Annotated in this window: 25 protein-coding genes; 18 read left to right on the top strand and 7 right to left on the bottom strand. The window is 45.8% G+C overall.

What is annotated here, in order from left to right; translation table 11 throughout:
• Positions 1-52 precede the first annotated feature (52 nt).
• Together H6F98_RS21065 and H6F98_RS21060 are read right to left on the bottom strand one after the other, a co-directional pair.
• Complete coding sequence (locus tag H6F98_RS21065; protein ID WP_192220644.1) at positions 53-1,477, bottom strand: glycoside hydrolase 100 family protein; 1,425 nt, start codon at positions 1,475-1,477, stop codon at positions 53-55.
• A gap of 212 nt (positions 1,478-1,689) precedes the next feature.
• Positions 1,690-1,905: a hypothetical protein gene (locus H6F98_RS21060; protein WP_192220643.1), complete on the bottom strand. Its 216-nt coding sequence runs from the start codon at positions 1,903-1,905 to the stop codon at positions 1,690-1,692.
• Between the two features lie 238 nt (positions 1,906-2,143).
• Here H6F98_RS21060 and H6F98_RS21055 point away from each other — a divergent pair, with 238 nt between their 5' ends.
• From H6F98_RS21055 to H6F98_RS21030, 6 genes are all read left to right on the top strand, one after another.
• Positions 2,144-2,431, top strand: a complete 288-nt coding sequence (locus H6F98_RS21055; RefSeq protein ID WP_192220642.1) for a UPF0175 family protein — start codon at positions 2,144-2,146, stop codon at positions 2,429-2,431.
• Complete coding sequence (locus H6F98_RS21050) at positions 2,418-2,903, top strand: DUF3368 domain-containing protein (RefSeq protein WP_242058617.1); 486 nt, start codon at positions 2,418-2,420, stop codon at positions 2,901-2,903. Before H6F98_RS21055 ends, H6F98_RS21050 begins: the two co-directional genes overlap by 14 nt.
• Positions 2,904-2,923: 20 nt before the next feature.
• Positions 2,924-3,079 carry a hypothetical protein gene (locus tag H6F98_RS21045; RefSeq protein ID WP_192220641.1) on the top strand — a complete coding sequence of 52 codons (156 nt, stop codon included), beginning with the start codon at positions 2,924-2,926 and terminating at the stop codon, positions 3,077-3,079.
• A 31-nt stretch (positions 3,080-3,110) separates the two neighbouring features.
• Entirely contained in the window at positions 3,111-4,607 is a 1,497-nt protein-coding gene (locus tag H6F98_RS21040; protein WP_192220640.1) for an McrB family protein, read from the top strand.
• A complete protein-coding gene (locus H6F98_RS21035) occupies positions 4,604-5,797 on the top strand; it encodes an McrC family protein (protein ID WP_192220639.1) in 1,194 nt (397 codons plus the stop codon). Before H6F98_RS21040 ends, H6F98_RS21035 begins: the two co-directional genes overlap by 4 nt.
• A gap of 178 nt (positions 5,798-5,975) precedes the next feature.
• Positions 5,976-6,314: a P-II family nitrogen regulator gene (locus H6F98_RS21030; protein ID WP_192220638.1), complete on the top strand. Its 339-nt coding sequence runs from the start codon at positions 5,976-5,978 to the stop codon at positions 6,312-6,314.
• A gap of 205 nt (positions 6,315-6,519) precedes the next feature.
• Here H6F98_RS21030 and rdgB read toward each other — a convergent pair whose 3' ends face one another.
• From rdgB to H6F98_RS21015, 3 genes are all read right to left on the bottom strand, one after another.
• Positions 6,520-7,092 (bottom strand): RdgB/HAM1 family non-canonical purine NTP pyrophosphatase, encoded by a 573-nt coding sequence (gene rdgB, locus H6F98_RS21025; RefSeq protein WP_192220637.1) that lies wholly within the window; start codon positions 7,090-7,092, stop codon positions 6,520-6,522.
• A gap of 72 nt (positions 7,093-7,164) precedes the next feature.
• Complete coding sequence (locus tag H6F98_RS21020) at positions 7,165-8,595, bottom strand: phosphoglucomutase/phosphomannomutase family protein (protein ID WP_313929906.1); 1,431 nt, start codon at positions 8,593-8,595, stop codon at positions 7,165-7,167.
• Positions 8,596-8,747: 152 nt separating this feature from the next.
• Positions 8,748-9,089, bottom strand: coding sequence for a hypothetical protein (locus tag H6F98_RS21015; protein WP_192220636.1), 342 nt, complete (start codon positions 9,087-9,089; stop codon positions 8,748-8,750).
• A 363-nt stretch (positions 9,090-9,452) separates the two neighbouring features.
• On the opposite strand from H6F98_RS21015, the gene H6F98_RS21010 reads away from it, so the two are divergent.
• The 7 genes from H6F98_RS21010 to H6F98_RS20980 all read left to right on the top strand — a co-directional run bounded on the left by H6F98_RS21010 (position 9,453) and on the right by H6F98_RS20980 (position 18,398).
• Entirely contained in the window at positions 9,453-10,289 is an 837-nt protein-coding gene (locus H6F98_RS21010) for a photosystem II manganese-stabilizing polypeptide (RefSeq protein WP_192220635.1), read from the top strand.
• 671 nt (positions 10,290-10,960) lie between these two features.
• Positions 10,961-11,737 (top strand): RNA polymerase sigma factor SigF, encoded by a 777-nt coding sequence (locus H6F98_RS21005; protein ID WP_192220634.1) that lies wholly within the window; start codon positions 10,961-10,963, stop codon positions 11,735-11,737.
• 347 nt (positions 11,738-12,084) lie between these two features.
• A complete protein-coding gene (locus H6F98_RS21000; protein ID WP_192220633.1) occupies positions 12,085-13,017 on the top strand; it encodes a hypothetical protein in 933 nt (310 codons plus the stop codon).
• A gap of 61 nt (positions 13,018-13,078) precedes the next feature.
• The gene (locus H6F98_RS20995) at positions 13,079-13,387 is read left to right on the top strand and encodes a hypothetical protein (protein ID WP_192220714.1); all 309 of its coding nucleotides are present in this window, start codon (positions 13,079-13,081) and stop codon (positions 13,385-13,387) included.
• A 26-nt stretch (positions 13,388-13,413) separates the two neighbouring features.
• Positions 13,414-14,706, top strand: a complete 1,293-nt coding sequence (gene hisS, locus H6F98_RS20990) for a histidine--tRNA ligase (protein WP_192220632.1) — start codon at positions 13,414-13,416, stop codon at positions 14,704-14,706.
• Positions 14,707-14,904: 198 nt separating this feature from the next.
• Positions 14,905-17,874, top strand: coding sequence for a hypothetical protein (locus tag H6F98_RS20985; protein WP_192220631.1), 2,970 nt, complete (start codon positions 14,905-14,907; stop codon positions 17,872-17,874).
• Between the two features lie 62 nt (positions 17,875-17,936).
• Entirely contained in the window at positions 17,937-18,398 is a 462-nt protein-coding gene (locus tag H6F98_RS20980; RefSeq protein WP_192220630.1) for a hypothetical protein, read from the top strand.
• 293 nt (positions 18,399-18,691) lie between these two features.
• Here H6F98_RS20980 and purT read toward each other — a convergent pair whose 3' ends face one another.
• The gene (purT, locus tag H6F98_RS20975) at positions 18,692-19,864 is read right to left on the bottom strand and encodes a formate-dependent phosphoribosylglycinamide formyltransferase (RefSeq protein WP_192220629.1); all 1,173 of its coding nucleotides are present in this window, start codon (positions 19,862-19,864) and stop codon (positions 18,692-18,694) included.
• Between the two features lie 115 nt (positions 19,865-19,979).
• On the opposite strand from purT, the gene H6F98_RS20970 reads away from it, so the two are divergent.
• From H6F98_RS20970 to crtW, 5 genes are all read left to right on the top strand, one after another.
• A complete protein-coding gene (locus tag H6F98_RS20970) occupies positions 19,980-20,681 on the top strand; it encodes a sigma-70 family RNA polymerase sigma factor (protein ID WP_192220628.1) in 702 nt (233 codons plus the stop codon).
• A 13-nt stretch (positions 20,682-20,694) separates the two neighbouring features.
• A complete protein-coding gene (locus H6F98_RS34645) occupies positions 20,695-20,868 on the top strand; it encodes a hypothetical protein (RefSeq protein WP_396812818.1) in 174 nt (57 codons plus the stop codon).
• Entirely contained in the window at positions 20,840-21,493 is a 654-nt protein-coding gene (locus H6F98_RS20960) for a hypothetical protein (RefSeq protein WP_192220626.1), read from the top strand. The genes H6F98_RS34645 and H6F98_RS20960 overlap by 29 nt, the downstream gene beginning before the upstream one ends.
• Before the next feature lie 3 nt (positions 21,494-21,496).
• On the top strand, positions 21,497-22,624 hold the full coding sequence (locus H6F98_RS20955; protein WP_192220625.1) for a class I SAM-dependent RNA methyltransferase: 1,128 nt from the start codon (positions 21,497-21,499) through the stop codon (positions 22,622-22,624).
• Positions 22,625-22,848: 224 nt separating this feature from the next.
• Positions 22,849-23,622, top strand: a complete 774-nt coding sequence (gene crtW, locus H6F98_RS20950) for a beta-carotene ketolase CrtW (protein WP_192220624.1) — start codon at positions 22,849-22,851, stop codon at positions 23,620-23,622.
• An 85-nt stretch (positions 23,623-23,707) separates the two neighbouring features.
• Here the strand turns inward: crtW and H6F98_RS20945 are convergent, their stop codons facing one another.
• On the bottom strand, positions 23,708-23,944 hold the full coding sequence (locus tag H6F98_RS20945) for a hypothetical protein (RefSeq protein ID WP_192220623.1): 237 nt from the start codon (positions 23,942-23,944) through the stop codon (positions 23,708-23,710).
• Positions 23,945-24,482 lie beyond the last annotated feature (538 nt).

The raw sequence follows: 24,482 nt of genomic DNA, 5'->3' as shown, positions 1-24,482 counted from the left end.
CACTTTTGATAACTGAGTCTACCCATTGGCTACGGTAACAGCAGACTAGAAATTATAGGTCTACCTTTTCACTTACTTCAAAATCTTCAAAGGTAATCCATTCTAAATGCTGGGGGTTTTCCATTAGGTCTTTTGCCACGATGTAGGCAGCGAGTGTCCAGGTTTGATATCTCATCGCTTTTTTCCCAACCAGCGTGCCTTTCTTCCCGTCGTAGTATTCTGGCCACTTATCTTTATCTTTATATTCAAGCCAGCGTTTTTCAGCAACTTTGATCGCTCTGTCGCCAAGGCTTGTTCTACCCGTTTTCTGAGCGGCTGCAACCATAAACCAAAGCAATACTGGCCAATTGCCGCCATTATGATATGACCAACGGATATTTTTAGGATCGCATCCCGTAACCCATTGCCATTCTTTATCTTCCACGGCTGGAAAACAGATTTTCATGGGCATATCTCCCACCAAATCCGACCATTTTCTCGCAATGAGATTCATGATGTCTTGTGACTGTTGAGTATCAGTTAGGGAGCAGATAATGGACATCAGGTTTCCCAGCGCAAAGAAGCGAAAATCCATCCACCCTGGGCCAAGATTTCCGGCTAGATAACCTGCTTGTTTCGGAAGCCACTCAGCTACCCAGGTAGGAACCGAATCTGGGTAGATATTGAATTTATTGACAACTTCTTCCCCAAACTCTTCGTTTTCATATCTATGAATTTCATTGACGCGATCGAGGTCTATCCAATAATGCTGCTGGATGTGTATCTTTAACCTCGCTAGGCGTTGCTGTATCTCGTCATGGACGGGGATTTTATATTCGGGCAGGAGTAGTTCATCGGCTGCAAGCAAAGTTGCGTAAAATAGAGCCTGGATTTCCAAAGGACGCCCAAAAACGCCCATACGACGGTCAATCATAAAAGCGCCATCTGGAACCAAGAGCGTTGGATACATATCAAATCGCTTCACCAAGCACAGTTCCAGAATTAACTTGATACCTTCTTGGAATTCCGGTTCATGGGCAAGATTAGAGTCGCCTGTTGCTTTCGTATAAGCACGCAACAAGATGAGCCACCAGAGGCAAGAATCAACAGGTGTTACTCTCCCAATCGCCCGTTCACCATAATCAGCTCTAATAACTGGTTCTCCATTCTCTTCCTCCACCTCGAAGCTAGCTGGCATTAAACCTATGCCTGGTCTAGCACCATCCATGTGCGCTCTAATTTCTTCAATATTGTTGTGATTAATCTGCAATTTCAACGTCTGTTTGAGGAAATTAGCTACAATTTTTCCTCTTCCTTTAGTTAGAAAAGCAAGCCCGGAAGGGACAAAATCGCGGATAAAGCAGTGACCGTAATTGTATTGCTTTACACCAGCTTCAGGAGTTGCGGCTACTGTCCCAACTGGTTCTTCGCCATACTTAAGAATCGACGCTTCAAGCCTTTCCCATGCCTCGTTTAATAGAGCACCCTCTGTAAGCATTGACCAGTTAGCCTCCTCAACTTTTTCTGCCCACTATATTGTAAAGGGATGTTTCAGGGGCTATGGCATATCTGTATTTCAACTGAGGCGCGATCGCATAAATAATTAGATGTCTTGCATAAATCCTGGAATGCCCTCTAAATCCCCTAATTTTGGGGACTTTGAATTCAGGTTCCCTCCATAATTGGGGGCTAGGGGGGCGAAAGAGGATGTTACCTCAGGTGAAGGACTCTTTGAGCATCAGCATCGGCTACTGCTCTGGCTGCATCCAGCGCTTCATTCGCTGATGGGTAAGCTAGGGTAGAAGTTTTAAGGCTCTCTTGAGTGTCCTTAATAGCCTCAGCACTATAGCCGTTAACAGTCTCTACAACCCACAACTGGTAATTACGACCCTGGCTTTCGTAGGGTTCGGCTTTTGAAAATCTCATTTTTTTATCCTTTATGATTTTATATTTGTTATAAATTTAGGTTGCCAGCTTTCCTAACCACCTGACCACTGCTATTGGAGATAATCCGCTAGAGGCAGACTTTCACTACGGAAAGAGCCAAATGGATTTTAGGGTTGGGATTGAGGCGCGATAGTATTCCAGTGCTACTTTTGAATTAGTAGATTTCAGGCTCTTTAAGACTGTACTCTACTGAACCAAGCTAGCTAGAGGTGTTTTTATGAACCCAGAAATGATTTCTTTTGAAGTTTCTCAGGATGTCCTAGCCGCCTTAAAAATTGGTTCAGTCGAGTTGCTTCATAGAATGCGGCTGTTAACTGCGATCGCTTATTTTCAAGAAAAAAAGCTCTCCTTGGGTAAAGCAGCGGAATTAGCAGGAATGAATCGTCTGGATTTTATGGATATTTTATCCCAAAAAGGAATTGTGATTTTTGATTATGACGAATCGGATCTAAATACTGAATTGAGTGGTATTACTCAGTTGCGATTTGACAATGATGATAATTAGTAATGCCACTCCTTTGATTGCTTTTGCAAAAATAGGGCAGCTTTCCTTGCTGCAAAAGATGGTAAAGAATCTGGTAATCCCTGAGGCAGTAGCTGATGAAATTTCTGCTTATCCTCAAGGTCAACCAGGGTTCATTGACCTACAGCAAGAAACTTGGATCGGCATCCAATCTATTACTTCTGAGCAACAGGTTATTTTGCTACTGCCAAAGCTGGATCGAGGAGAAGCTGAAGTAATTGCTTTAGCTTTGGAGAGACAAGCACAGTTGGTACTGATTGATGAATTGACCGCTCGAAAAGTTGCAGAATCGCTCAATCTTAATGTTTCCGGTTCTGTGGGTATTTTAATTCGGGCAAAGCAAGTAGGAGAAATTGTAGCGGTGAAGCCGTTGTTGGATGCAATGACCGAGCAGAGAATATATTTTAGCCAAAGGTTCATTGATGCGGTTCTACGGCTAGTTGGAGAAGCTTAAGTTAAGCGGTGTAATCGTTATTGTGTGAGCCAGATAACAGTTTGGAGCGAGTAGCGATCGCGCCTTTGGCTGCTGAGTCTACTTGCTGGCATCGGTTACGCTACGGAAAGAGCCAGACGGAGTTTAGGGTTGGTATTGAAGAGTGTGATCGCGCTTCAATAGCAGTGAGTCGCTAGTCGAGTTAGCTGTGTAAAGGACATAGGTAATATGAGCAATACAAGAACTCTCACATGGAGTAAAGTAGAGTACACAGCTCAACTTGCTTTTTATGCATGGGGCGATCAACGAGAGGTAGAATGGGCAAAACAAGCTTGGGAGAGCTTAATTAAAGCCGGACTTACTACCTACTCAACTAAGACTGAATACTGCCAGGTCATAATTTGTTTCTTTGCTCTTATTGATTTCTACCTCGGATTTTGTAGGGTTGCTTGGGGAAAATACATCGAACCGGATTACTTTCCGTGGGCGAAAAAACTGCAAATTAATCCATTTCAAGTTGGACAATTAATTGCTGGCGATCCTAATTGGAACCTCAGTGACAATGAAAATAGATACGAAATTGGGCTAAAGTTTTTAGCTAAAAAATATCGTCCTCATGTTACAGCAGCGCTGCTAGACGATTTTGGCAGTGAGTCAAAACTTTTTGTTTCCCTTTATCGAATTGGTGAAACGTACACAGCCCCTGTGGACTGTGATGAAGGTCAGGAAGAGAGTTACTCCTACAAAACTGACCAAGAAATCATCAACAAAGCCACGGCAGAAAATTCATTGGCATTTGAGTGGCTTACCACTATATGTTCTCATAAACTAATTAGAAAGCTCAAACTGCCACCTAAACCTCAATCAATGGTTGAGGAGTTCAGCCTAAACCCAGAATACAGTTTGTTTGAATGTGCTGATGATACTGGCTTTGAGGAAGCAGATCTAGAAGACTGGGTACGTGCTATTGAACGCAAAGGACAAGCAATTCTATATGGCTCACCAGGAACAGGCAAAACATACATTGCTGACAAACTCGCAAAACAGATAATCGGTGGCAGTGATGGTTTTATGGAACTAGTGCAATTTCATCCAGCCTATGCTTACGAAGATTTTATTCAAGGCATTCGTCCACAAGCTAGGCTAGATGGACGGCTTGATTACCAAATAGTTCCAGGTCGCTTTCTAGAATTCTGTAAAAAAGCAGAGTTTTGTGAAGGTTTGTGTGTTCTGATTATTGATGAAATCAACCGCGCAAACCTAGCTCAGGTGTTTGGAGAGTTAATGTATTTGTTGGAATACCGCGATAAAAAAATACCTCTAGCTGGAAGTAGCAAACCATTTGGCATCCCGGAAAATGTTCGCATCATCGGCACAATGAATACAGCTGATCGCTCTATTGCCCTAGTCGATCATGCCTTACGCCGTCGATTTGCCTTCATCGAACTTCGTCCTAATTATAATGTGCTGCGACGGTATCACCAAAGAAATACTGGTTTTCCAGTGGACAGACTGATTGAGATGCTGAAGCGGTTGAATAATGCGATCGCAGACAAACACTACGAAGTTGGCATCTCCTATTTTTTGACAGAAAATCTTGATGAAGAACTTGAAGATATCTGGCAAATGGAAATTGAGCCGTATCTTGAAGAATACTTTTATGACCAGCTAGAAAAAGTAGACGAGTTTCGCTGGGACAAAATCAAACAGCAGGTTTGTCCATGAATGTGGAGCGAACTATCGAGTTGACTGAATATAGCCCCAGAAAGCTTGAACGGGAAGAAATTACTCCGGCAATTGAAGAAGCCTTGTGGCGTAACTATAGAAATCAGATCAAGGTAGAATCTCCGTCCATCCAAACTGGCGGTAAGTGGAAATTAACCTCTCAGGGATGGGTTGGTCATATTCCATTAACTCCGGAATTTTACCTCGCCCTACTTCCCAAAGTTCAGCTAAAAAATCTATTCGGGATGTTGGAATATGCCTACCAACTGAAAAGCAAAAGCTTTCGCTTTCTTGAAGGATTAATAGATTGCCAATCCCTAGAAGACTTCTACAGCCAAATAGCTTATCTCTTAGCCCGTCGCATTCTTGATCGTGGACATAAGGGATTCTATCGCACCTATGTCCCTAAAACTGGTCAGCTAGCGTATGTTCGAGGACGGCTGAATATTCGGCAGGCTATCCAAAAGCCTTGGGATGTCAAACTTAGCTGCCACTACGAAGAATATAGCGGCGACATTGAAGAAAATCAGATTCTCGCTTGGACTCTTTTTATCATTGGTCGCAGTGGCTTGTGTTCAGAACGAGTCTCACCAACAGTGCGACAAGCCTATCACGCCCTACAAGGCTTTGTGACGCTTCAGCCTAGCTCTGCCAAAGCTTGCGTTGGACGACTCTACAACCGTCTGAACGAAGACTATCGACCCTTACACGCGCTTTGTCGCTTCTTCTTAGAAAGTAGTGGGGTGAGTCATGAAAGAGGCGATCGCGCAATGCTACCTTTTCTGGTAGACATGGCAAAACTGTATGAACTTTTTGTCACTGAATGGCTTCAGGAAAACCCACCTCAAGGCTTTTTTTTCAAAAAGCAGCATCCAGTAGAAATTGGTCAGAATCGGCACTTTCGTATTGACTTGATGCTCTGCCATGTGGCGACTGGCGAAGCACGAGCTGTACTGGATACTAAGTACAAGGCTCCTGATCGAGCCGCAGATACCGACATTCATCAAATGATCAGCTACGCCAAAGCGACAAAGTGTTCTGAAGCGTTTCTAATTTATCCGACAGTTCTGAAAGAACCCCTTGATATCACCGCTTCTGATATCCGAGTCCGTAGCCTCACTTTCTCACTAGACGATGACCTCGATCAAGCAGGACAATCTCTTTCAAAGGATTTACCTGTTCTTGCGTAATCCTATCCATCCAAAAGCACAACTAGTCGCTCAGGTGTTAGCGAAGCATAGCCTTAGGTTTATCGCTCTCAAAACAAACTGTAACAGGAGTTACAAAAGTTTCGCGCTTGACGGTGCTAGAAAATGTCATGCTTGTTCTACAAAGTATAGATAGACAAATTAGTGAGGAGCTAAGACCTTGAAGAAGGTAGAAGCAATTATCCGTCCATTTAAGCTAGACGAAGTGAAAATCGCTTTGGTCAACGCTGGTATTGTGGGAATGACAGTTTCTGAAGTCCGGGGATTTGGACGCCAGAAAGGTCAGACTGAACGCTATCGTGGTTCTGAGTACACCGTTGAGTTCCTACAAAAGCTCAAGGTAGAAATTGTTATCGAGGATAACCAGGTTGATATGGTGGTAGAAAAAATCATTGCCGCTGCTCGAACGGGTGAAATTGGCGATGGCAAGATTTTCATCAGTCCTGTCGATCAGGTCATTCGGATTCGGACAGGAGAGAAGAATCTGGAAGCTGTTTAACTAATCCCATCCAAAGTGGTAGCACTTACGCACAGGACTTACGCAAATTTATCTTTGAACCACCATCTGTAGGGGCGCAAGACCTTGCGCCCCTACCATGTGTCGCGTCTGTGCGTAAGTCCTGAGTGGAGAGGCTGAGGTACTATCCCTGGTTAGTGCCTCAGCTTCTACTAGTGTCTGGTGGCATCCACTGCCCCAGCCCAGATTAAGCCAACTGGCTCAACTGAGGAAGTAGAGATTCAAACGCTTTGCCGCGATGACTATACTGCCGCTTCATCTCCGGCTTCATCTCGGCAAACGTCAACCCTGGCTCTGGTAGATAAAAAATTGGGTCGTAGCCGAAGCCACCCGTCCCACGAGGAGCGCGTAAAATTTCACCCCGGCAGATACCTTCCGCTTGGAGAGCGATCGCGCCATCAGGACGTGCGATCGCCACAACACAAACAAACTGCGCTTCCCGATTCAGCTCATTACCCAGTTCCCCTAACAGCCGCTCGATCCGCTCTGAGTCTGTTTTACCGTAACGTGCTGAGTAGACCCCTGGTGCCCCATTAAGAGCATCGACTTGTAAACCGGAATCATCTGCGATCGCCCACTCTCCAGTTGCCTTCGCCACCTCTGACGCTTTTAGGCAAGCATTCGCGGTAAATGTATCACCCGTTTCCTCAATCTCCAATTCAGGTGGCTTTAGCTGCAAATCCCACCCCAAAGCTTCCAAGTAGAGCTGCATTTCCCGCAACTTCCCAGGATTTCCTGTCGCTACAACGAGTTTAGTCATTAGTCGTTGGTTGTTAGTTGTTGGTTGATAGTTGCCCTGTATTCAACTGAATCACTAATGACTAAAGACAAATCATACAGAATTTGCCCAATCCTTCGCCCAGTTGAGGGTGCGACGTGCCTCCTCAGGAGTAGCAGCTTCGCAGTACAGCCGCAGTACAGGTTCAGTGCCACTAAAACGAATCAGCAGCCAACTGTCATTAGCTAAACGGAATTTATATCCGTCCGTCGTCTGACAATCTACCACCGACTGCCCAGCAATTTCAGTTAAGGGCTGAGTTTGTAATTGTTCCAGCAGACGCGCTCTTACGTCCATCCCCGACAGATGTAAATCAATCCGGTCGTAGGCAGAGAAATAACCCGTGCGCTCCTGGAGGCGTTTGTAGAGGTCACTCAGATCGAGTCCTGATTCAGCGATCGCTTCTAAAACATACAGGGCTGAGAGCAAAGCATCTCGTTCTGGAATATGGTTTCCATAACCAATTCCTCCCGACTCTTCACCCCCTAGCAAAACCGGAGTTGTTAACATCCGATCAGCAATGTACTTGTAGCCAATTGGAGTCTCGTAGACGGGCAACTGATACAAGGCAGCTACACGGGGGAACAAGTCTGAACCACTAATCGTTTTGACGAGTTCACCAGTAAACTGACGCCGTTCTGCTAGATGTTCGAGCAAAATCGGGATGAGAATTTGAGAGCTTAGGAAATTCCCCTCACCATCGACGGCAGCAATGCGATCGCTATCACCATCAAACACCAACCCCACTGACAACTCCGTACCTTCTTTACGCCGATGAGTTCGCATCACCCGGAATAGCTGAGAAAGGTACTTTGGCAACGGTTCTGGGGCACCACCACCAAATAAAGGGTCGCGTGAACTATTAATTTCCTGAATCGGAACACCCAATATTTGCTCTAAACCACCCGCTGCTGCCCCATGCATCACATCAGCATAGACAGTTAGCTTTCCTTGTCGGATAACTTCCTGAATTCGAGGCAGATCAACTTTTGCCCGCAATGCCTCGCAGTAACTTAACCAGGGGTTAAACGTCTGAAGACTTCCAGGCTTGGCAACTGCTGGTAGTTCCTGACCGAGTTGAGCTTCAATCTGCTGAGTAATTTCTGGCGCAACTGACCCACCAAACGCGCCTTTTACTTTTAATCCCAGGTAGCCTCCAGGATTGTGGCTTGCTGTGAGTACCAAAGCTCCTAGAGCGTTTTGTTGCTTCGCTGCCCAGCTAAATGCGGGAGTTGGAGCATAACTCTCTGAGAACAGGACATCAAATCCAGCCGCTGTCACAACCTCTGCTGTCTTTTTGGCAAAATCTTCTGCCATGAAGCGTCGGTCGTAACCCACAATTAGTGTGTTACTACCGGTGGAATCACCATAAACGTCCGCCAAGACTTTTGCAGCCACAGGTGCGACTAAAGCGAGGCGCTCAAACGTGAAATCGGCGGCAATTAGCCCTCGCCAGCCGTCTGTCCCAAATTTAATTGATTGCACGGCAACCGGTATCACAAAAAGGTACTGTTTTTCTAAATTTTCAAGACCAACGGCAGCATCTTAGCACTTGTGACGCCCACTGTCTTGCTCGTGCTAACTGACGTTACTGGTTATTTATAGAGTTCCCTAAGAGTCTCCCCTGCTCAAGACGCTCATCCCTCTTTGCTCACGTCAGTCGTCAACACTTCGTCGGGTTCTGCTTCCAAGAGAAGATTGCACAAGAGCAATTGCAGCTTCATTCGATCGATGTACGGCCAGCCTCCCGTTTCCTCAATATCTCTTAAGAGAGAATAGAGCGCCTGTCGATTATCTGGCAGCGAGGCTTGAAACAGGTTTTCTCGAATCTCCCGATGTGAATGCTCCAAAGCCCGAAGCAAAGATAGCAACGCTAGAGTGTTACCCTGATGGCTATCGGCTAAAGTCCGAATATCGGCAGTAATGGCTTGCAGTTTGACCTGTAATTGCCGCGACTCCAAATCTTTGTCACCGTTCATGCGATCAATTTCACAGAAATTAAGATTGACTTATAAAGTTAGCTGAGGCTTTGGGAGAGCTAAGTCAAGCGAGTAAAGGCGACCCTTCCCGTGTACAATGCTTTCTTAGAAGAACGGAGGCTCACGCATTCGGTGCCATTCTAAGAACGTTGCTCAATTATCGCAGCAGTTCAACTGAACGTATGCGCTAACCGAAAGTATTCGTGTGCCCCAAAATATAGCATGGGTAGAAAGTGAATTGTGGGCATCTCTTGTCGGCGTCTTGAGGACAGCAGTTGTTTCACTTCGATTCATTGGAACCCAATTCATAGCAAAACCCTAACAGAAATTTTCAGATCTAGAGATTGACGATTGAGGTTGACCATGAGGTATCGCGCTTTCATTGTTGCCTTCCTGGCTTTGTGCTTAGGAGTGCTAACAGCTTGTAGTGATGGTTCAGCTAATGCGACCAGCACAGAAAAACTAACCTATGACCAGATCAGAAATACAGGACTCGCGAATAACTGTCCCCAACTGGCAGAAACTACTCGCGGTTCTATTCCCTTAGATTCCGGACAGTCCTATGTACTGACGGATGTGTGCTTACAGCCAACGACGTTCTTTGTCAAGGAAGAACCCGCCAATAAGCGGCAAGAGGCAGAATTTATTCCAGGCAAGTTGTTGACACGGTACACATCTAGCCTTGACCAAGTTCGAGGAGACTTAAAAGTTGGTGGAGATGGAAGCCTAACCTTTATTGAAAAAGATGGTTTAGACTTTCAACCGATTACAGTACAGTTGCCGGGTGGTGAACGAGTACCGTTCCTGTTCACGATTAAAAACCTAGTTGCCAAGACTCAATCAGGTCTAGACAGCATCAACACCTCTACAGACTTTGAAGGCGAGTTTAAAGTCCCCTCCTACCGAGGAGCTGTTTTCCTCGATCCGAAGGGTCGTGGTGTGGCATCTGGATACGATAATGCGATCGCCCTTCCCTCTCAAGCTGACCGGGAAGACTTAACTCGTGCCAATGTTAAGCGGGTGGAAACTATCCCTGGTTCTATCTCCCTCCAAGTCGCCAAGGTCGATAGCCGTACTGGAGAAATTGCTGGTACGTTTGAGAGCGAACAGCCCTCAGATACTGACTTAGGTGCGGCTGAGCCAAAAGAAGTACTGATTCGAGGTATCTTTTATGGTCGAATTGAACCCGAACAAGTGTAGAGTTTAGCGCTGTTTAACTCCCTTGGTGAGTAACGCGCTGACTGGCTGCTTAAAAAATAGTCAAACTGGGGCAAATGCCCCTTTTTTATTGCACAGACCTTCAATAGGAAGCTTAGTTAAGGTAACGCTTGCTAATCACTCTGTAGAGAGAATAAATTGAGCCTTATTTTATGTAGTTTTCGTACCTTAACTCAACAGTTTTGCAAGAATGCTCGGTGCTTCAAATAATCTCACTCCTAGAGGTCACAAAAGACCGACAATCACTCTTTTGGTGGTTTCAACCACTTGATAATCTATGGCTATTGACAATCTCGGTTAACCGCTATATGGTAATTAGCTTGTTCTTCTATCGCTGTAAGAACCACTAGTAAGCCTTGGGGAGCGATAAGACTGTTTCAGTAAAAATACCGTTTTTATTAGGACTCAAGTCAGTGAAATTGCGGTTTTAATAAATCTTGATTGAATGTTAAGATTAGTCAAACAGCATCTCTACTAGTTATAGGATTGAAGACTTTAAAAAGCCGTCAATCTTTTCCCGGCTTAAGTCCGTCATCTCATGGGTGCAAAATAGCTAATGGCTGTGTTCCAAATCACAGCGACTACCTTTAAAGAGGACTCCTACTAGAAAAAGAGTCTTTGATCAGACTGTGCTCTACCACCCAATTAATGCTATGTCCACTCCTGTCACCCATGAACTGAAGCACGAAAGCCTACGGTTGTTGCGAGAGTACCAGTTAGGCAATTGTGCTAAAATCCGCAATCAACTAGTTCATCTCAACTTCGGGCTGGTTAGGAAAGAGGCTCACCACTGGGTTAATCAGTGTACTGAGAGCTATGAAGATTTACTTCAAGTTGGTTGTATTGGTCTAATTCGAGCCGTTGAGCGATTTGACATAACCAAGGGAAGCGCTTTTAGTTCGTTCGCCATTCCTTACATTCGTGGCGAGATTCAGCACTACTTACGCGATCGCGGTTGTTCAGTTCGTATCCCGCGACGTTGGCTAGCACTACGACAGCAGTCTGTGGAAGTTACCCAAAACCTACGGGGTAAGTTTAATCGACAACCAACAGATTCTGAAATAGCGGCAGCTTTAGATATCTCTCTGGCTGAATGGCAAGAAATCAAGCTAGCTCATCAAAACCGGGAACCTCTAAGTTTAGATACACCGATTGGGGATGCAGATGAAGGCTCCACTAGCTTAGGCGAACTTGTCCCCGATCCTCGCTATCGGAGTTTCCAGTTAGCGCAAGAAGACCAAATTCGTCTACAACAGGCTTTAGCCCACTTGGAACAGCGTACCCGTGATGTTTTAGAATTCGTGTTTTTACACGACCTAACTCAAAAAGAAGTGGCTGAACGATTGGATATCAGTGTTGTAACGGTTTCCCGTCGCGTTAAAAAAGGACTAGATTCACTGAAAAAGTTAATGGTTGGAAGCGAACATTAAAATTGAAAGACGGTGCAACTCATCCTTGCATTCTAGCCGCTAGGGTACAGCCAGTCACCCTATCACCAGGTTTAGTAAGTGCTAACTCACATAAGCGATCGCACAAAAACCCTACATTTTGATAGTTGATTAGTTGGAGTTATTTAGCACAGCTTTTACCAAGCTAATAGGCATTCAACATAGCCTTTCGCTCTTGACACTTAAACGGTAAAGAAAAGAACAAGAGTAAAGCAACTATTCCTTAAACACGACAAAGCTATAATAGATTATTGACATATCTGCTGATTGATCGATTTCTGATAGGGTAATTTCGACAGCCTTGGTAATAAAGGTTGGGGGACAGATTAATGCGTAAAGCTTCATTATTTGTGTTAGTGGGTGTGGCTCTATTCATCGGGGGCTGCCCAGCGGGAAACGAAAGTGAGGATGTTAGTGAGATCACACCTAGCCCATCGCCTGTTCGCCGCCAACGTACTGCTCAACCCTCACCCTCACCTGCCGCAACACCATTTGCTAATCCTGTAGCACCCAGGCAACCGGGAAGTGCGCCAGCCGTGACAGGCTTAGTTCCATCTCTACCAGCAGAAGTACGAATCGGTCAGATTCCTAAAGGGCGGACTGATCCATTTGCAGTAGTTCCAGTGCAACCGCAAGTAGAAGTGACGCAAACGGGTCAGGGTCGGGGTGGCTCTACAGCTAGACCTGTGCCTGTAGTTCCCCAACTTCCACGTCCCGGCGGTGGTGGAAATACCCGGACGAATCAACCAAGAACAGCTGGAGGGGGAACTGCTGCATCTAGAGGAAATGTTGCCCCTGGCTCGACTCGGCAGGCGGCAAGACCTCCAGCAACTAGCCGTCCTAACAATACAAATACATCGGGTCGTCCTAATAATGCCAATGGCAATCCTATTTTGCCTCCCCCACCTCCAACTCTGCCCGGATTAGTACCAGAATTGCCGCCGTTACCAGAACCAGAAATTGCACGGGCGATTGCAGTAACAGGAGTTGTTCAAGCTGGAGGTCGGACTAATGCCATTGTGCAAGTACCGAATGAGCCAACTAGCCGTTACGTGCAAGCAGGACAGCGGTTAGCCAATGGACAGGTATTAGTCAAGCGGATTGAACTGAATCGTGGTCCTACTCCGGTGGTGATTTTGGAGCAATACGGTATTGAGGTTGGCAGAGCAGTTGGAGAAGCCCCAGTAGAGGCTGCTGAAGGAGCCGGGTCACCGAGTGCCGCTTTACCTCCGCCCCCGCCAGTTGTTCAGCCGAATGTTTAGTCTCAAGTGTGAGTACTACCTGTAAAGCTTGAATGTAGGAGTTTAGAGCGTGCAGCAGGGAGTGAACGAACAGCCGCGATCGCCTAATGAGCAGCTTCAAAGGCGAACGCAAATCCGTTGTCCTGGGTTACCCTTGGCAATATATCGGGAGGTGGCAGCTCATTTACGGCAAGTCACAGGGGTGGAAGCCGAGTTGATTCCTCAGACATCACAACAGTTTGATTACAGAGACAGTCAGATTGGTGGCTTGTTGATTCAGTACACCGAGGCTGTTGATTTAGAGAATCAAGAACGGGTGAACCAAATTTTGGCGTATTATCAAAATCGCTATGGTGCTTGGGAAGACGTAACGACTGAAGTCGTGCCGTGAGATGTAGATTGGAAGCGGAAAATTTAATGGGTTCGATTCAGGCTTTACCAGGAACACGAGACATACTGCCAAACGAAGTTGGGTATTGGCAGAACGTCGAAGCGATCGCACGGCAGATTCTCACGAGAGCGGCTTATCAGGAAATTCGTCCCCCGATTTTTGAGCGAACAGAGTTATTTGAACGGGGGATTGGGGAAGCGACAGACGTGGTTGGGAAGGAAATGTACACCTTCAATGACCGCGCTACCCCACCCCGTTCTGTGACACTAAGACCAGAAGGGACAGCCGGGGTAGTCCGAGCCTTTATCGAAAATAGCCTCTATGCAGCCGGAGGTGTACAACGCATTTGGTACACAGGCCCAATGTTTCGTTACGAAAGACCTCAAGCGGGTCGTCAGCGGCAATTTCACCAACTAGGGGTAGAGGTAATTGGTAGTGCTGACCCACGGGCAGATGCGGAAGTGATTGCGATCGCCACCGATATCCTGAAAACATTGGGACTTTCTAACCTGAATTTAGACCTCAACTCCGTTGGAAATCCAGACGACCGACAGCAGTATCGAGAGGCGCTAGTCAATTATCTAACACCTTACAAGGATGAGTTAGATAAAGACTCTCAGGAGCGTCTAACTCGTAATCCGATGCGGATATTAGACAGCAAGGATAAACGCACTCAAGAAATTGCGGCTAATGCTCCAAGTATTTTGGACTACCTCGGCTCAGATTCTAAGCGTCACTTTGAGCAGGTGAAGCAGTTACTGAGTGATTTAGGAATTAGTTATAAGCTCAATCCTCGCTTAGTACGAGGTTTAGACTACTACACCCACACCGCCTTTGAAATCCAGTCTGATGACTTGGGAGCGCAGGCAACAGTTTGTGGTGGCGGTCGCTACGATGGACTGGTAGAGGAATTGGGTGGAGCAAAAACACCTGCTGTCGGCTGGGCAATTGGTCTAGAGCGTTTGATACTATTGTTGCAACAACTCTCGCAACCGCCGCGCCAAGCCCTCGATTTTTATGTCGTCTCGAAAGGCGAAGCGGCAGAATCACAAGCGCTAAAACTGGCGCAAAAGCTTCGTCAGGCTGGGTTTGCTGTAGAACTGGACTTGAGTGGGAGTGCCTTTGGTAAGCAGTTTAAGCGAGCCGATCGCAGTGGTGCAGTCGCTTGCTTGGTTTTGGGTGATGCTGAAGCAGAGCAACAAACAGTGAATTTGAAGTGGCTGAAGTCTAAGGAACAGGAAGCGATCGCACAAGCTGACTTGCTGGAAAAAGCCGAGGATTTACGCCGCCAGATTGCTCACATTCAACAAGCTGATTAGTTGTTAGTCAACGATCTTCTGGTAGACATTAAACTTAAGAAATTAAATTACAGGCGTATGGGAAAATTGCCGCCATCGAAGATGAAAATCTTCCGCCCTTGCCTATTTTCATAAAGGACGTTAGATGATATTAGGTTCAAGGGCGGCAGCACCTTCCAACGTCTAAACTAATGGCTACGAGAAGAACCACTAACAACTATGGATTATTGGGAATTTCTACTCCAGAAAGAAGGCGATCGCTCTTGGCGTCCCATTAAGTCGCCAAAATTTAAAATCGAAGCGGGTCGGTATCGGGTTGTGGCTCACTCAAGCTGCACCAATACTGATGTGGAAATTTGCGTGATGCATGAGTGTACCGAAGAAGACCCACCCAAGCGACGGTTTCAGAAGCGATCGCGTCGTACCAATCCAGAAGGGTTAATGGTTGTAATTCCCTTCACGTACCTTAAACCAGGGTCGTGGGAGTTACGTTGCTGTGGCGATATTATGTCCGACTTGCTGGGTAAATCCTGGAAGAAAGCGGTTCGTTTAGAAGTCTTATCCAAAGCCAGCGAAGTATTACAAGTTCCTGAATCTGTAGCACCAATAACAGACATCACCCAAGCAGAACTGATTGCCAATTCTCCCTCCAACCATCTGTCACAGAAAGAGAATCAGGAGCTAAGGGAGAGTAACGAAATCACTAGTCTGAACGGTAGCGAAGCGAGTCAGAAAGGAGATGAGGGAGATGAGATCATTTCTGCCCTTCCTTCCCCATCTTCCCCACCTTCCTTAACTAAGTATCATTCCCCCGTAGCCTTAGCCCTTTCCAATAACCAGGATGAGATAATGGAGGAAACCAAGGATTTAGGGGCGAATCAGGAGCAATTTACGGAAGAACAGCTAGACCTTGAGATGGATCAATTGATGGAGGATTTAACCTCTCTGATTTCTGAGGTCGATTCAGTCCCCGCTCCCCAACTCAATGAAGCTAAACTAGCCACCACAACAGACAAAATAATTCCCCTTCATCCAGTTGAGCGAAACAACAATCCAGAAACCCCAGTAGCAGCCACCAACAATCCAGCAGAGGTGACGGCGGCGGCAAACCCGATTTTAGACCAGTCGCTGCAAATGCTGGAGCAAATTCTCCAGCAGGTGCTTGAGCCAGTCTTGCAAGAATTTGACCGACCTGAGCCTTCTAGTCAGGAGACATCAGAAACGCCTGATGCCGACTTCTCAGAAGAAGTTGTCAATGAGCAAGGGGTAATGCTAACCCTTAACGAAGACGCTTTAGTGGCGAGACGGGGTGAGCCTTTAACGATTACGGGGCAAGTGGATGCGTTGGAAGTCAATCAGCTCAGTAACGGTGAGCAGTCGAGTCCCTTGAACTCTATTTTTCATGGCACCCTACGTTATGAATTGCGTGACCCTCAAACCCTACAAGTTTTGCTCAATGTCGAACAACCCTTACCGGAACAGGAGTTACCGTTAGCGTTTCGCCATACTCTAGAGATTCCGCCAGACTGCAATACTCGCCTGATATTAGGAAAAGCTGTACTTTATGGGTCAAGTTCAAGGGCTTTGGCAAGTCAACCGTTTAGTGTGACGGCTGATTTGGATGAGCTATTAGGAGCAATTATCCCGGCGAGTAAGGCAATGCCTGTCGCGAAAATGCTAGTTCTCTCTAACAAACTTGCTGCTGCCGAAGAACTTCAGGAAGAGTTGTCCGAACCTGCGCCACCACCACTCAATCAGGCATTACTTGACTTGGTAGATGCTCCTAAAAGTCATCAGCCTATATCCTTGCAGCCAGCATCTCGACAGCCCCTACCGCCACAACTTAACAAATCTGCACCTGAGAAATTTGCACCTACTCCCAAAGCCTCAAAATTTTTGCAACTGCCTAAACTCCCCAAGGTGCCACCCGTTGCCCTAAGTGTTCCTGAGCCAGTTGAGGTGGAGCCAGTTGAGGCTTTGGAGCAAGCTGCTTCACTCCAGGACGTTGGACAACTATTTGAGGAGGGAACGTCTGAGGACGATATCGTTGTGGCAGATTCTTCAGCGAGTACCTGGGATGCGATCTCCTGGTCAGATTCCTCAGTTTCTGTAATAGATTCCGGGATAGATACTCCAGAAGTGGCTGAAACGATTGAGCCTTCAGCATTGACAAATTCTCAGTTAGATACCTCAGAGACAATTGATGTGCCAGCTACTGTTACGCCAGATGTTGATTCCCAGGAGAGTGAGTCGGACGCGCCAGAATTAGAGAAATCCACTGAGGCACCTGTTGCCAATGACTCTACGACTGTGGATAGTGCTTTTCAAGCCTTGAACCTACAAGACCGTTTCTGGTTGCGGCTGAATTCTCTGGCAGCCGATGCTGAATTATCGGAATGGCTGAAGTTTGAGCTATCGCCGTCTCATCCTCCAACGGATGAGGAGGACGTACCACCGCAAAATGATGCTCCACTCGCTGACGACCTTGAAGTCACAGAACAGCTGAATTCTGATGGGCTACTGGCTGATTTTGATGAATCGATGTGGGAAGGTTCTGACGATGTTGGGAATATCCCTGCGGAGGTAGACCAACTACAACCACCAAATTTTGAAGAGGAGACGGCTTCAGAAGCGGAGGAATTAGCTGAGCCACCTTTGGTAGAGGTTGAGACAATAGACTGGACGGCTCAAGAAATTGTTGTAGAAGACGAAGAAGAATTAACTCAACAACCAGAAGTCAAGCATGATGCTTCAGGAATGGCTTATCCGACAGAGGTGGTTAGTTCTGAACCGAAACCGGAACCGCTTTCCCCGCAAGAGTTGGAGTCGCCATTGCCAGCCCCTGTCCTCTTGGTTCCTACGACTGAGTTGGCGGCTGGAGAACCTGTAATTATCCGTATCAAGTTACCGCCTCATCCGACGCGGCTGTGTATCAAGCTGTGGCTGCAAGATCGACAAAGCCGATCGCTTCTGGATGGCCCCCGTTGGTTGGTGGATTTGTTACCGGATGGTGCAGGAAATCTGGAGGCGATGACTCAGTTGCTTATCCCATTTGGTACGACAGAAATCCGGTTTGAGGCGATCGCAGTTGATATCTACAGCCAACGAGAAAGCCACAAGGTAACGGTTGATTGTGTTGTCGTTCCACCGGATATGCCGGACTTTTCTCTAGATGACTTTGAGACATGACAGTCTCTATCACTGGAAGGTAGGGTTAGGGAACATCGCTTACTCAAACAACGAAGCTTACTATGGCTGCTCAATTAAGCACGGCTGAAATTAATGATTATCGGGAGATATTCCCAAACGATGACCCAGCACAAGCGGTTCTGGCTATTCTGGACAAAAATAACGGTAGTTTTGATGACTCGTTGAATGAGATCTACAGCGAGAAATTCGGAAGCCTACCGGAGATGCCGGAGGGCAAGTCGTTGTTGCAGATAACACTCAAGCAACTACGAGAGGAAGTCTGTGGGAATGAGGGGTTTTGCGCTCAAGTCTCGGATTACAACAAGAATCCCAGGAGTGTACCATTGCTCACAGGGTTGATTGTCTCTTTGGTAGGGGTGGCAGCCACTAATAGCTTTCCACTTGAAAGAGCGATCGCAACTGTTGTTGTCCTTTACATTCTTAAAATTGGACTCAATGTGTTTTGTGAGTACACAGAACCGTCTGCGAAAGACGCTTCCTCCCGACGAATCCCGGACGATTAAAGAACTCCCCAGCCCGGCTTACCAAGCAGGGCTAATTTATTGTCGTTAGAGAAATTGGGGGAGATTCACTTCCACTCAAGATTTAAGTGATAGCGAAGCGCTGCTGCGTTTGCCCTTGGCGTTGCCGAAGGCTAGCGCAGATCGCATTTTGGCATTTATCGAATATTTCAACCTAACCCTGGCTAAACCGTTTGAGTGGAAGGATGAAGGCTACCCAGAAGCGGTCTAGACTGGTGGGTTATTTTTGCCGCACTGCACTAGTGCGATCGCTCCAAGCAAAACCACACGTTAGATTAACTCACGATCTTTATTTTGTTGGCTGCTCTACTTGCTTTTTCCCTGGCTTCTTGGGTATCGTTTCCCTTAGCTAAAGCGACTCCCATTCTCCGGAACGGGCGGGAATCTGGCTTACCAAATAATCTTAAATCGACATCGGGTTCTGACAAAGCCTCAGCTACACCTTCAAACGCAATTGAATCCGAATAATCTTTGGCTAAGATTACAGCACTAGCAGAAGCTCCGAGTTGTTCAATCTTAGGAATGGGTAAGCCTAAAATAGCTCTGAGATGTAACTCAAATTCATTAAGGTTTTGAGAGATTAGAGTGACCATGCCTGTATCATGAGGTCGGGGAGAAAGTTCAGAAAAAATTACTTCATCTTTAGTGAGAAAAAACTCTACTCCGAAGATTCCAGCACCACCTAAAGCATCAGTAACTTTTTTTGCGATCGCCTCTGCTTCTCGAATCAGTTTTTCAGAAATTGCTACAGGTTGCCAGGACTCTTGATAATCACCTCGTTCTTGACGATGCCCAATCGCTGGACAGAATATTGTCGGTGCATTCCACTGCTTAATGGTGAGTAAAGTAATCTCTAACTCAAATTGAATAAACTCTTCAACAATAATCTTTTGAGTATCGCCCCTTGACCCTTCTATTGCATAATTCCATGCCCTTTCTACTTCAGCTTGAGAATTAACAGTTGATTGCCCTTTGCCAGAGGAGGACATCACGGGTTTGACAACATTCGGAAAACCGATTTTTTGAGAAACCTCGATTAGCTCATCCAAAGTCGTTGCGTAAGCATAGTTAGCCGTTCTGATGCCTAACTGCTGATGAGCCAATTCTCTAATCTTGTCTCGATTCATTGTATAGTTAGTCGCCATCGCTGTAGGAATTACCGTGATTCCTCTTTGCTCAAATTCCAGCAATTTCTCAGTTCTGATCGCTTCAATTTCTGGAATAATGAAATCTGGCTGATGTTTGGTAACAACTCGTTCCAAATCCTCAGCACTTAGCATAGAAATAACTTCTGAGCAATCAGCGACTTGCATGGCTGGAGCATTCTCATAACGGTCAACAGCAACAACATAATTGCCCAGTCGTTGAGCCGCAATCACAAATTCTTTGCCGAGTTCTCCTGAACCAAGGAGCATTAGTTTTTGAGGGAGTCTGAGGGAATCTGACATTGATTGGTTAAGTTCAAGCTAAATTTTGCGCCAACTTATTGTAAAACTCGCTCAGCATTAGAGATAGAACGGCTTTTCAACTCTATGTATGAGAGCAAACGGTTAGGAGAAACCGATGACACCAGAACAACAGCAAGAAATTATTAATTTACGAGTTCAGAAGCTGACACCCAAGCAAATTGCCCGAAAGTTGGGATTGAAGGTGGCTGAGGTAAGTGCGGCAATTAAAGAACAAGCTGAGCAAACAACACTTACCCGTGCAGCTACAGGAGAACTAAATCCAGTAGTGGAGTGCCTGGTGAATGCTAGCTGTGCTGAGAAATTTCTGGAAAATAACGCTACCCAAGAGTCAGAATCAGACGAGGACATGAACGGTGGGTTAGCGATTGTTTCAGTCACCCGACAAGTTGGTTACAATCGTTTAACGGTCTGCACGTATATGTTGGATATGTGGTGTCTGGGTGTTAAAGATACCATTGGTCCACGCCAGTTGAATCGGATGAAGTATCTACAATTCATAGATGCTGTGTATCACGGCTTTGCTGAAGAAACACAGAAAATTACTCTAGAACAAGCCCAAGCATTAGTTTTTAGCGCAATAGATTATGCGGGGCAGTTAGGGTTTAAGCCTCATCCTGATTTTGAGAAATCGCGATCGCATCTAGGTGAGTGGAGTGGAGAACCAAAAATCCAGTGTGGTCGTAATGGCAAGCCGTTTTATGTCAGTGGCCCCTACGACAATCCCGACAAGATTATCAAGACGCTGCGTGAGAATGTAGGAGAAGGCAATTTTGATCACCTCCTTGGAATAGGTTAACAAGCATAACGCGATCGCCTACAATCAGCCATTTTTTGACCCCTTGTGTGGTTCTGGAACCCTACCCCTAGAGGCTAGTTTAAAGCTGATGTTTGATAACAACTCGTTCCAAATCCTCAGCACTCAGCACAGCAACTTTATGCAAAGATATTCAGCAAATGCCTGGGTTATCTGTATTTCTAGATAAATGCGATGCCAAACTCCTCGTTGATTGGTTAAATCAAGATGAGGAAATTGCCTTTCTCATACCAGCCGGATGTGGGAAGTGGCAAGCTGTACCTTCTGTTGCTGACCTGAAGGATGGTGAGTACAGTCTGTGGCATATACCGAGTGGACTCCTACCACTATGGAGTGGTAGCTATGACCAAGAAATCATAGTAAACCCTTGGGACGGTTGGACTGAGCCAATAACTGGATGCAACCCGATCACAAGACCCAACTCTGGAGTGAATCGTCCAGGAGTAATTTTGCTTGAGCTTCATACAAGACATCAACCCTACTCAAAACAAGAACTTCACGAAAGTCCAATACTTGATGCATGGCTGATGACAGGTAAAGACATCATTGTTGATTCAAATTTCTCGTGGATAGGCGATCGCTATCAACCAGCACCATCAGCAACACATCGGTGGTGGAGACGGTTTAAGTATTGGGTAGCACGTCAAGCTATCAGGCTTACACCGCCAGGTGAGCGTTGGAGTTTTTGGGCTTTTCCGTCAGCCTTTCAAAAGATGAAGAGTGGGATGGAGTACTATGCAAACGGATGGGATTTGGATATAGCACTACGTGAGGCAAAAGAAAAAGCAATTTAGGCTATGCATAACAGATTCTTTGCTACCGTTGCCCGTGGACTAGAACCAATTGCTGCCCAAGAACTGGAACGTCTGGGTGCGACACAAGTACGTCCTGATTTTACTGGGGTGCATTTTGTGGGTGACGTGGCATTACTCTATCGCGTGAATCTCTGGGCGAGAACCATTTTCCGTGTGTTAGTTACGCTACGGGAATTCCCCTGTCCAGATGCCGATCGCCTTTACCAAGAAGTCTACAAAATCAATTGGGAGCAGTACCTCCAACCTCACCAAACCTTGGCAGTAAATGCAACAGGGGGCAATCAGAAACTCAATCACACTCACTTTACAGCGCTACAAGTCAAAAATGCGATCGTTGATCAACAGCGTCGCCAATTTGATCAACGCTCTAGCATTGATACCGAAAATCCTGATGTGTTGGTCAACGCCCACATCCATGAAAACCGTTGCATTCTCAGTTTAGATAGTTCGGGTACAAGCCTCCATCGTCGAGGCTATCGCCCTGCGGTAGGACTTGCGCCTCTCAAGGAAACGCTTGCTGCTTCGCTGTTGGAGATAGCGGAGTGGGAGCCAAGTCAACCATTTTTAGACCCATTGTGTGGTTCTGGCACCCTACCCCTAGAGGCTAGTTTAAAAGCCTTAAACATTGCGCCTGGGTTGTTTCGTCAGCAATTTGCCTTTGAGAAGTGGCTGGATTTTGACGAAGCGTTATGGGATGAGTTACTAAAGGAAGCGAACGAAAGCGAATTGCCGGAACTCAAGGCACCCATTTTAGGAAGCGATCGCGACGCTGATATCATCAGTCAAGCCCGCACCAATGCTCAACAATGTGGTGTTGCTGATCAAGTTACCTTTACCCAAACGGAACTATCCCAGCTAGAAGCACCAGCCGACAGTGGAGTTCTAATCTGCAATCCTCCCTATGGGGAACGTCTGGGAGAGGCTAAAGAACTGGGCGATCTTTACAAACTGCTTGGTGATGTCTTGAAGCAACGCTTTAAAGGTTGGACAGCGTTTGTTTTGACTGGGAATAAGGAATTGGCGAAACGAGTGGGACTAAGAGCCTCTCGCCGTATACCTGTTTACAATGGTGCGATCGCCTGCACCCTCTTAAAATACGAACTTTACTAAAGCAAAAGAAAATCGGCGCTTCTCCTAGAAAATCCTCACACTAAGGAGGAGAGGAGAAGTTTTGCCTGAGACTTAGGATAAATTGCCTCAATCGTTTAGTTTTAGTCGATTTACTTCGTAGGAATGATTCTGTGTCAGCAGCACTTGCGAGAAGATGTTAATGTAACAGTTTGTTGCGTTTATACTCACAAATCTTCACGGCAGTGCTAAGAAACAGTAAACGAATGATCGAACTTGACCACAAACCTCTACCGCCAGCAGAATCTACACGAATAGCGAGAAGTGAAGATACAAATTACGGGCTTTTTATTGCTCTTTCAATCCTTGCCATTTGGGCAATTAGCTTAATCTTTTTAGTCTCCTTAGATGTTGATAAGCTTCCAGTTTATTGGATAGTATCAGCCATGCTTTGGCAAACCTTTGTCTATACAGGTTTGTTTGTCACAACTCATGATGCCATGCATGGAGTAGTTTTTCCAAAAAACCGAAAAATCAATAACTTAGTCGGTTCAGTAGCTGCTCTGGTTTATGCCCTGTTTTCGTTTAAGAAATTATCAGAAAAGCATTGGCAACATCATAGCCATCCTGCCAGTGAACTCGACCCCGATTATCATGATGGCAAGCACAAAAACTTTTTCGCCTGGTATTGGCAATTCACAAAGGAGTACTGGAGCTGGACCAGACTTTTAGGGTTGATGGCAATCTTTAATCTCGTTACACACACCCTACATATTCCAGACGCCAATCTTACATTATTTTGGGTAATACCCTCTATTTTGAGTTCAGTACAGCTATTTTACTTTGGTAGCTTCCTGCCTCACAAAGAACCCAAAGAAGGCTACACGAACGCTTGTCGTGCTAAAAGCAATCAATTACCAGTTTTCTGGTCATTTATAACCTGTTATCACTTTGGCTACCATCAAGAACATCACGAGTATCCTCATGTTCCTTGGTGGCGACTACCAGAAATTTATAAATTGAACCAAGGAATTTCTTGAGACGGGATTTCGTTGCGTGTTAAGTTGCCAAGCTTCGGAAGTTAAAAAAGCGCACAGCTCTGATACTAGGCTGTGCGCTGTTATTTTATGAACTGACTGGCTGTTTTAAAACCTTTTGTAGTTCTTCTAAAGAATTTTCAGCATCCTCTAGCTGCTGTCGGACACTACCGCTATCACCACATTTTTTGCAAAGCTCAGAGTGCAATTTTCTTAAACGCTCTACCCTAGCTTTTACCTCTGGAAGTTTTGCCTGGGCATCTTGAACGGCTTTTAAACGAGCTTTCCTTTGTGTGTAATCATCAACTGATTTGTAGTTTGGCATGAACTAATGCACTCCTGTTAGGTCTAGTAGTATGTAGAGTCAGCACATAGCTGCCCATCCTTGGGGTGAGAACAGCTTATAAGCGGTTGTGCCTTCAAATGGGCTATTACAGCATTCAGTTATAAGGAAGATGCAAGGGAACAAGGTAAACTCTTACTGTTCACATCCGTTGCTTTTTCCTAAAACTAACTGGCTTCACATAGCAAGTCAAATGCACGAGCGCGTAAAAATACCCTCTTGTTTCCATAAGGGGACGCCGTTCAAAACTCAAATAAAGTATAGATAACTTAGGGCAGCCAGGGAAGATGGGAGTGAACCTCCCCTCAGTCAGCTAGTATCAATAATGGTGTAATATTATAATTTTTAATACTTAGTAGATTTACTAAATTCAGTGTGAAGAATTTGTGAAGGAAATCAATGGTTTATTTAGTCCTATCCTGCGGTAGATGCTACGATTTACCCCTACAAAAAGCTTCCGGCGTGCTGGATTGGATACAAACGAAAGTTGAGAGTCACAGATTATTATGAGCTTTGTGTG

Origin of the sequence: Microcoleus sp. FACHB-SPT15, assembly GCF_014849525.1 — a bacterium.
GTDB classification, from domain to species: Bacteria; Cyanobacteriota; Cyanobacteriia; order Cyanobacteriales; family Coleofasciculaceae; genus Symplocastrum; species Symplocastrum torsivum.
This window is presented reverse-complemented; position numbering and strand designations above follow the sequence as displayed.

Coding starts and splice junctions, on each gene's coding strand:
- purT (WP_192220629.1), bottom strand. CDS start 19,864: ATGTCAGATTCCCTCAGACTCCCTCAAAAACTAATGCTCCTTGGTTCA.
- H6F98_RS21065 (WP_192220644.1), bottom strand. CDS start 1,477: ATGCTTACAGAGGGTGCTCTATTAAACGAGGCATGGGAAAGGCTTGAA.
- H6F98_RS20980 (WP_192220630.1), top strand. CDS start 17,937: ATGGCTGCTCAATTAAGCACGGCTGAAATTAATGATTATCGGGAGATA.
- rdgB (WP_192220637.1), bottom strand. CDS start 7,092: ATGACTAAACTCGTTGTAGCGACAGGAAATCCTGGGAAGTTGCGGGAA.
- H6F98_RS21005 (WP_192220634.1), top strand. CDS start 10,961: ATGTCCACTCCTGTCACCCATGAACTGAAGCACGAAAGCCTACGGTTG.
- H6F98_RS20970 (WP_192220628.1), top strand. CDS start 19,980: ATGACACCAGAACAACAGCAAGAAATTATTAATTTACGAGTTCAGAAG.
- H6F98_RS20945 (WP_192220623.1), bottom strand. CDS start 23,944: ATGCCAAACTACAAATCAGTTGATGATTACACACAAAGGAAAGCTCGT.
- H6F98_RS21040 (WP_192220640.1), top strand. CDS start 3,111: ATGAGCAATACAAGAACTCTCACATGGAGTAAAGTAGAGTACACAGCT.
- H6F98_RS21015 (WP_192220636.1), bottom strand. CDS start 9,089: ATGAACGGTGACAAAGATTTGGAGTCGCGGCAATTACAGGTCAAACTG.
- H6F98_RS20985 (WP_192220631.1), top strand. CDS start 14,905: ATGGATTATTGGGAATTTCTACTCCAGAAAGAAGGCGATCGCTCTTGG.
- H6F98_RS21050 (WP_242058617.1), top strand. CDS start 2,418: ATGATGATAATTAGTAATGCCACTCCTTTGATTGCTTTTGCAAAAATA.
- H6F98_RS21060 (WP_192220643.1), bottom strand. CDS start 1,905: ATGAGATTTTCAAAAGCCGAACCCTACGAAAGCCAGGGTCGTAATTAC.
- H6F98_RS20960 (WP_192220626.1), top strand. CDS start 20,840: ATGCCTGGGTTATCTGTATTTCTAGATAAATGCGATGCCAAACTCCTC.
- H6F98_RS20955 (WP_192220625.1), top strand. CDS start 21,497: ATGCATAACAGATTCTTTGCTACCGTTGCCCGTGGACTAGAACCAATT.
- hisS (WP_192220632.1), top strand. CDS start 13,414: ATGGGTTCGATTCAGGCTTTACCAGGAACACGAGACATACTGCCAAAC.
- H6F98_RS21055 (WP_192220642.1), top strand. CDS start 2,144: ATGAACCCAGAAATGATTTCTTTTGAAGTTTCTCAGGATGTCCTAGCC.
- crtW (WP_192220624.1), top strand. CDS start 22,849: ATGATCGAACTTGACCACAAACCTCTACCGCCAGCAGAATCTACACGA.
- H6F98_RS21010 (WP_192220635.1), top strand. CDS start 9,453: ATGAGGTATCGCGCTTTCATTGTTGCCTTCCTGGCTTTGTGCTTAGGA.
- H6F98_RS21000 (WP_192220633.1), top strand. CDS start 12,085: ATGCGTAAAGCTTCATTATTTGTGTTAGTGGGTGTGGCTCTATTCATC.
- H6F98_RS21035 (WP_192220639.1), top strand. CDS start 4,604: ATGAATGTGGAGCGAACTATCGAGTTGACTGAATATAGCCCCAGAAAG.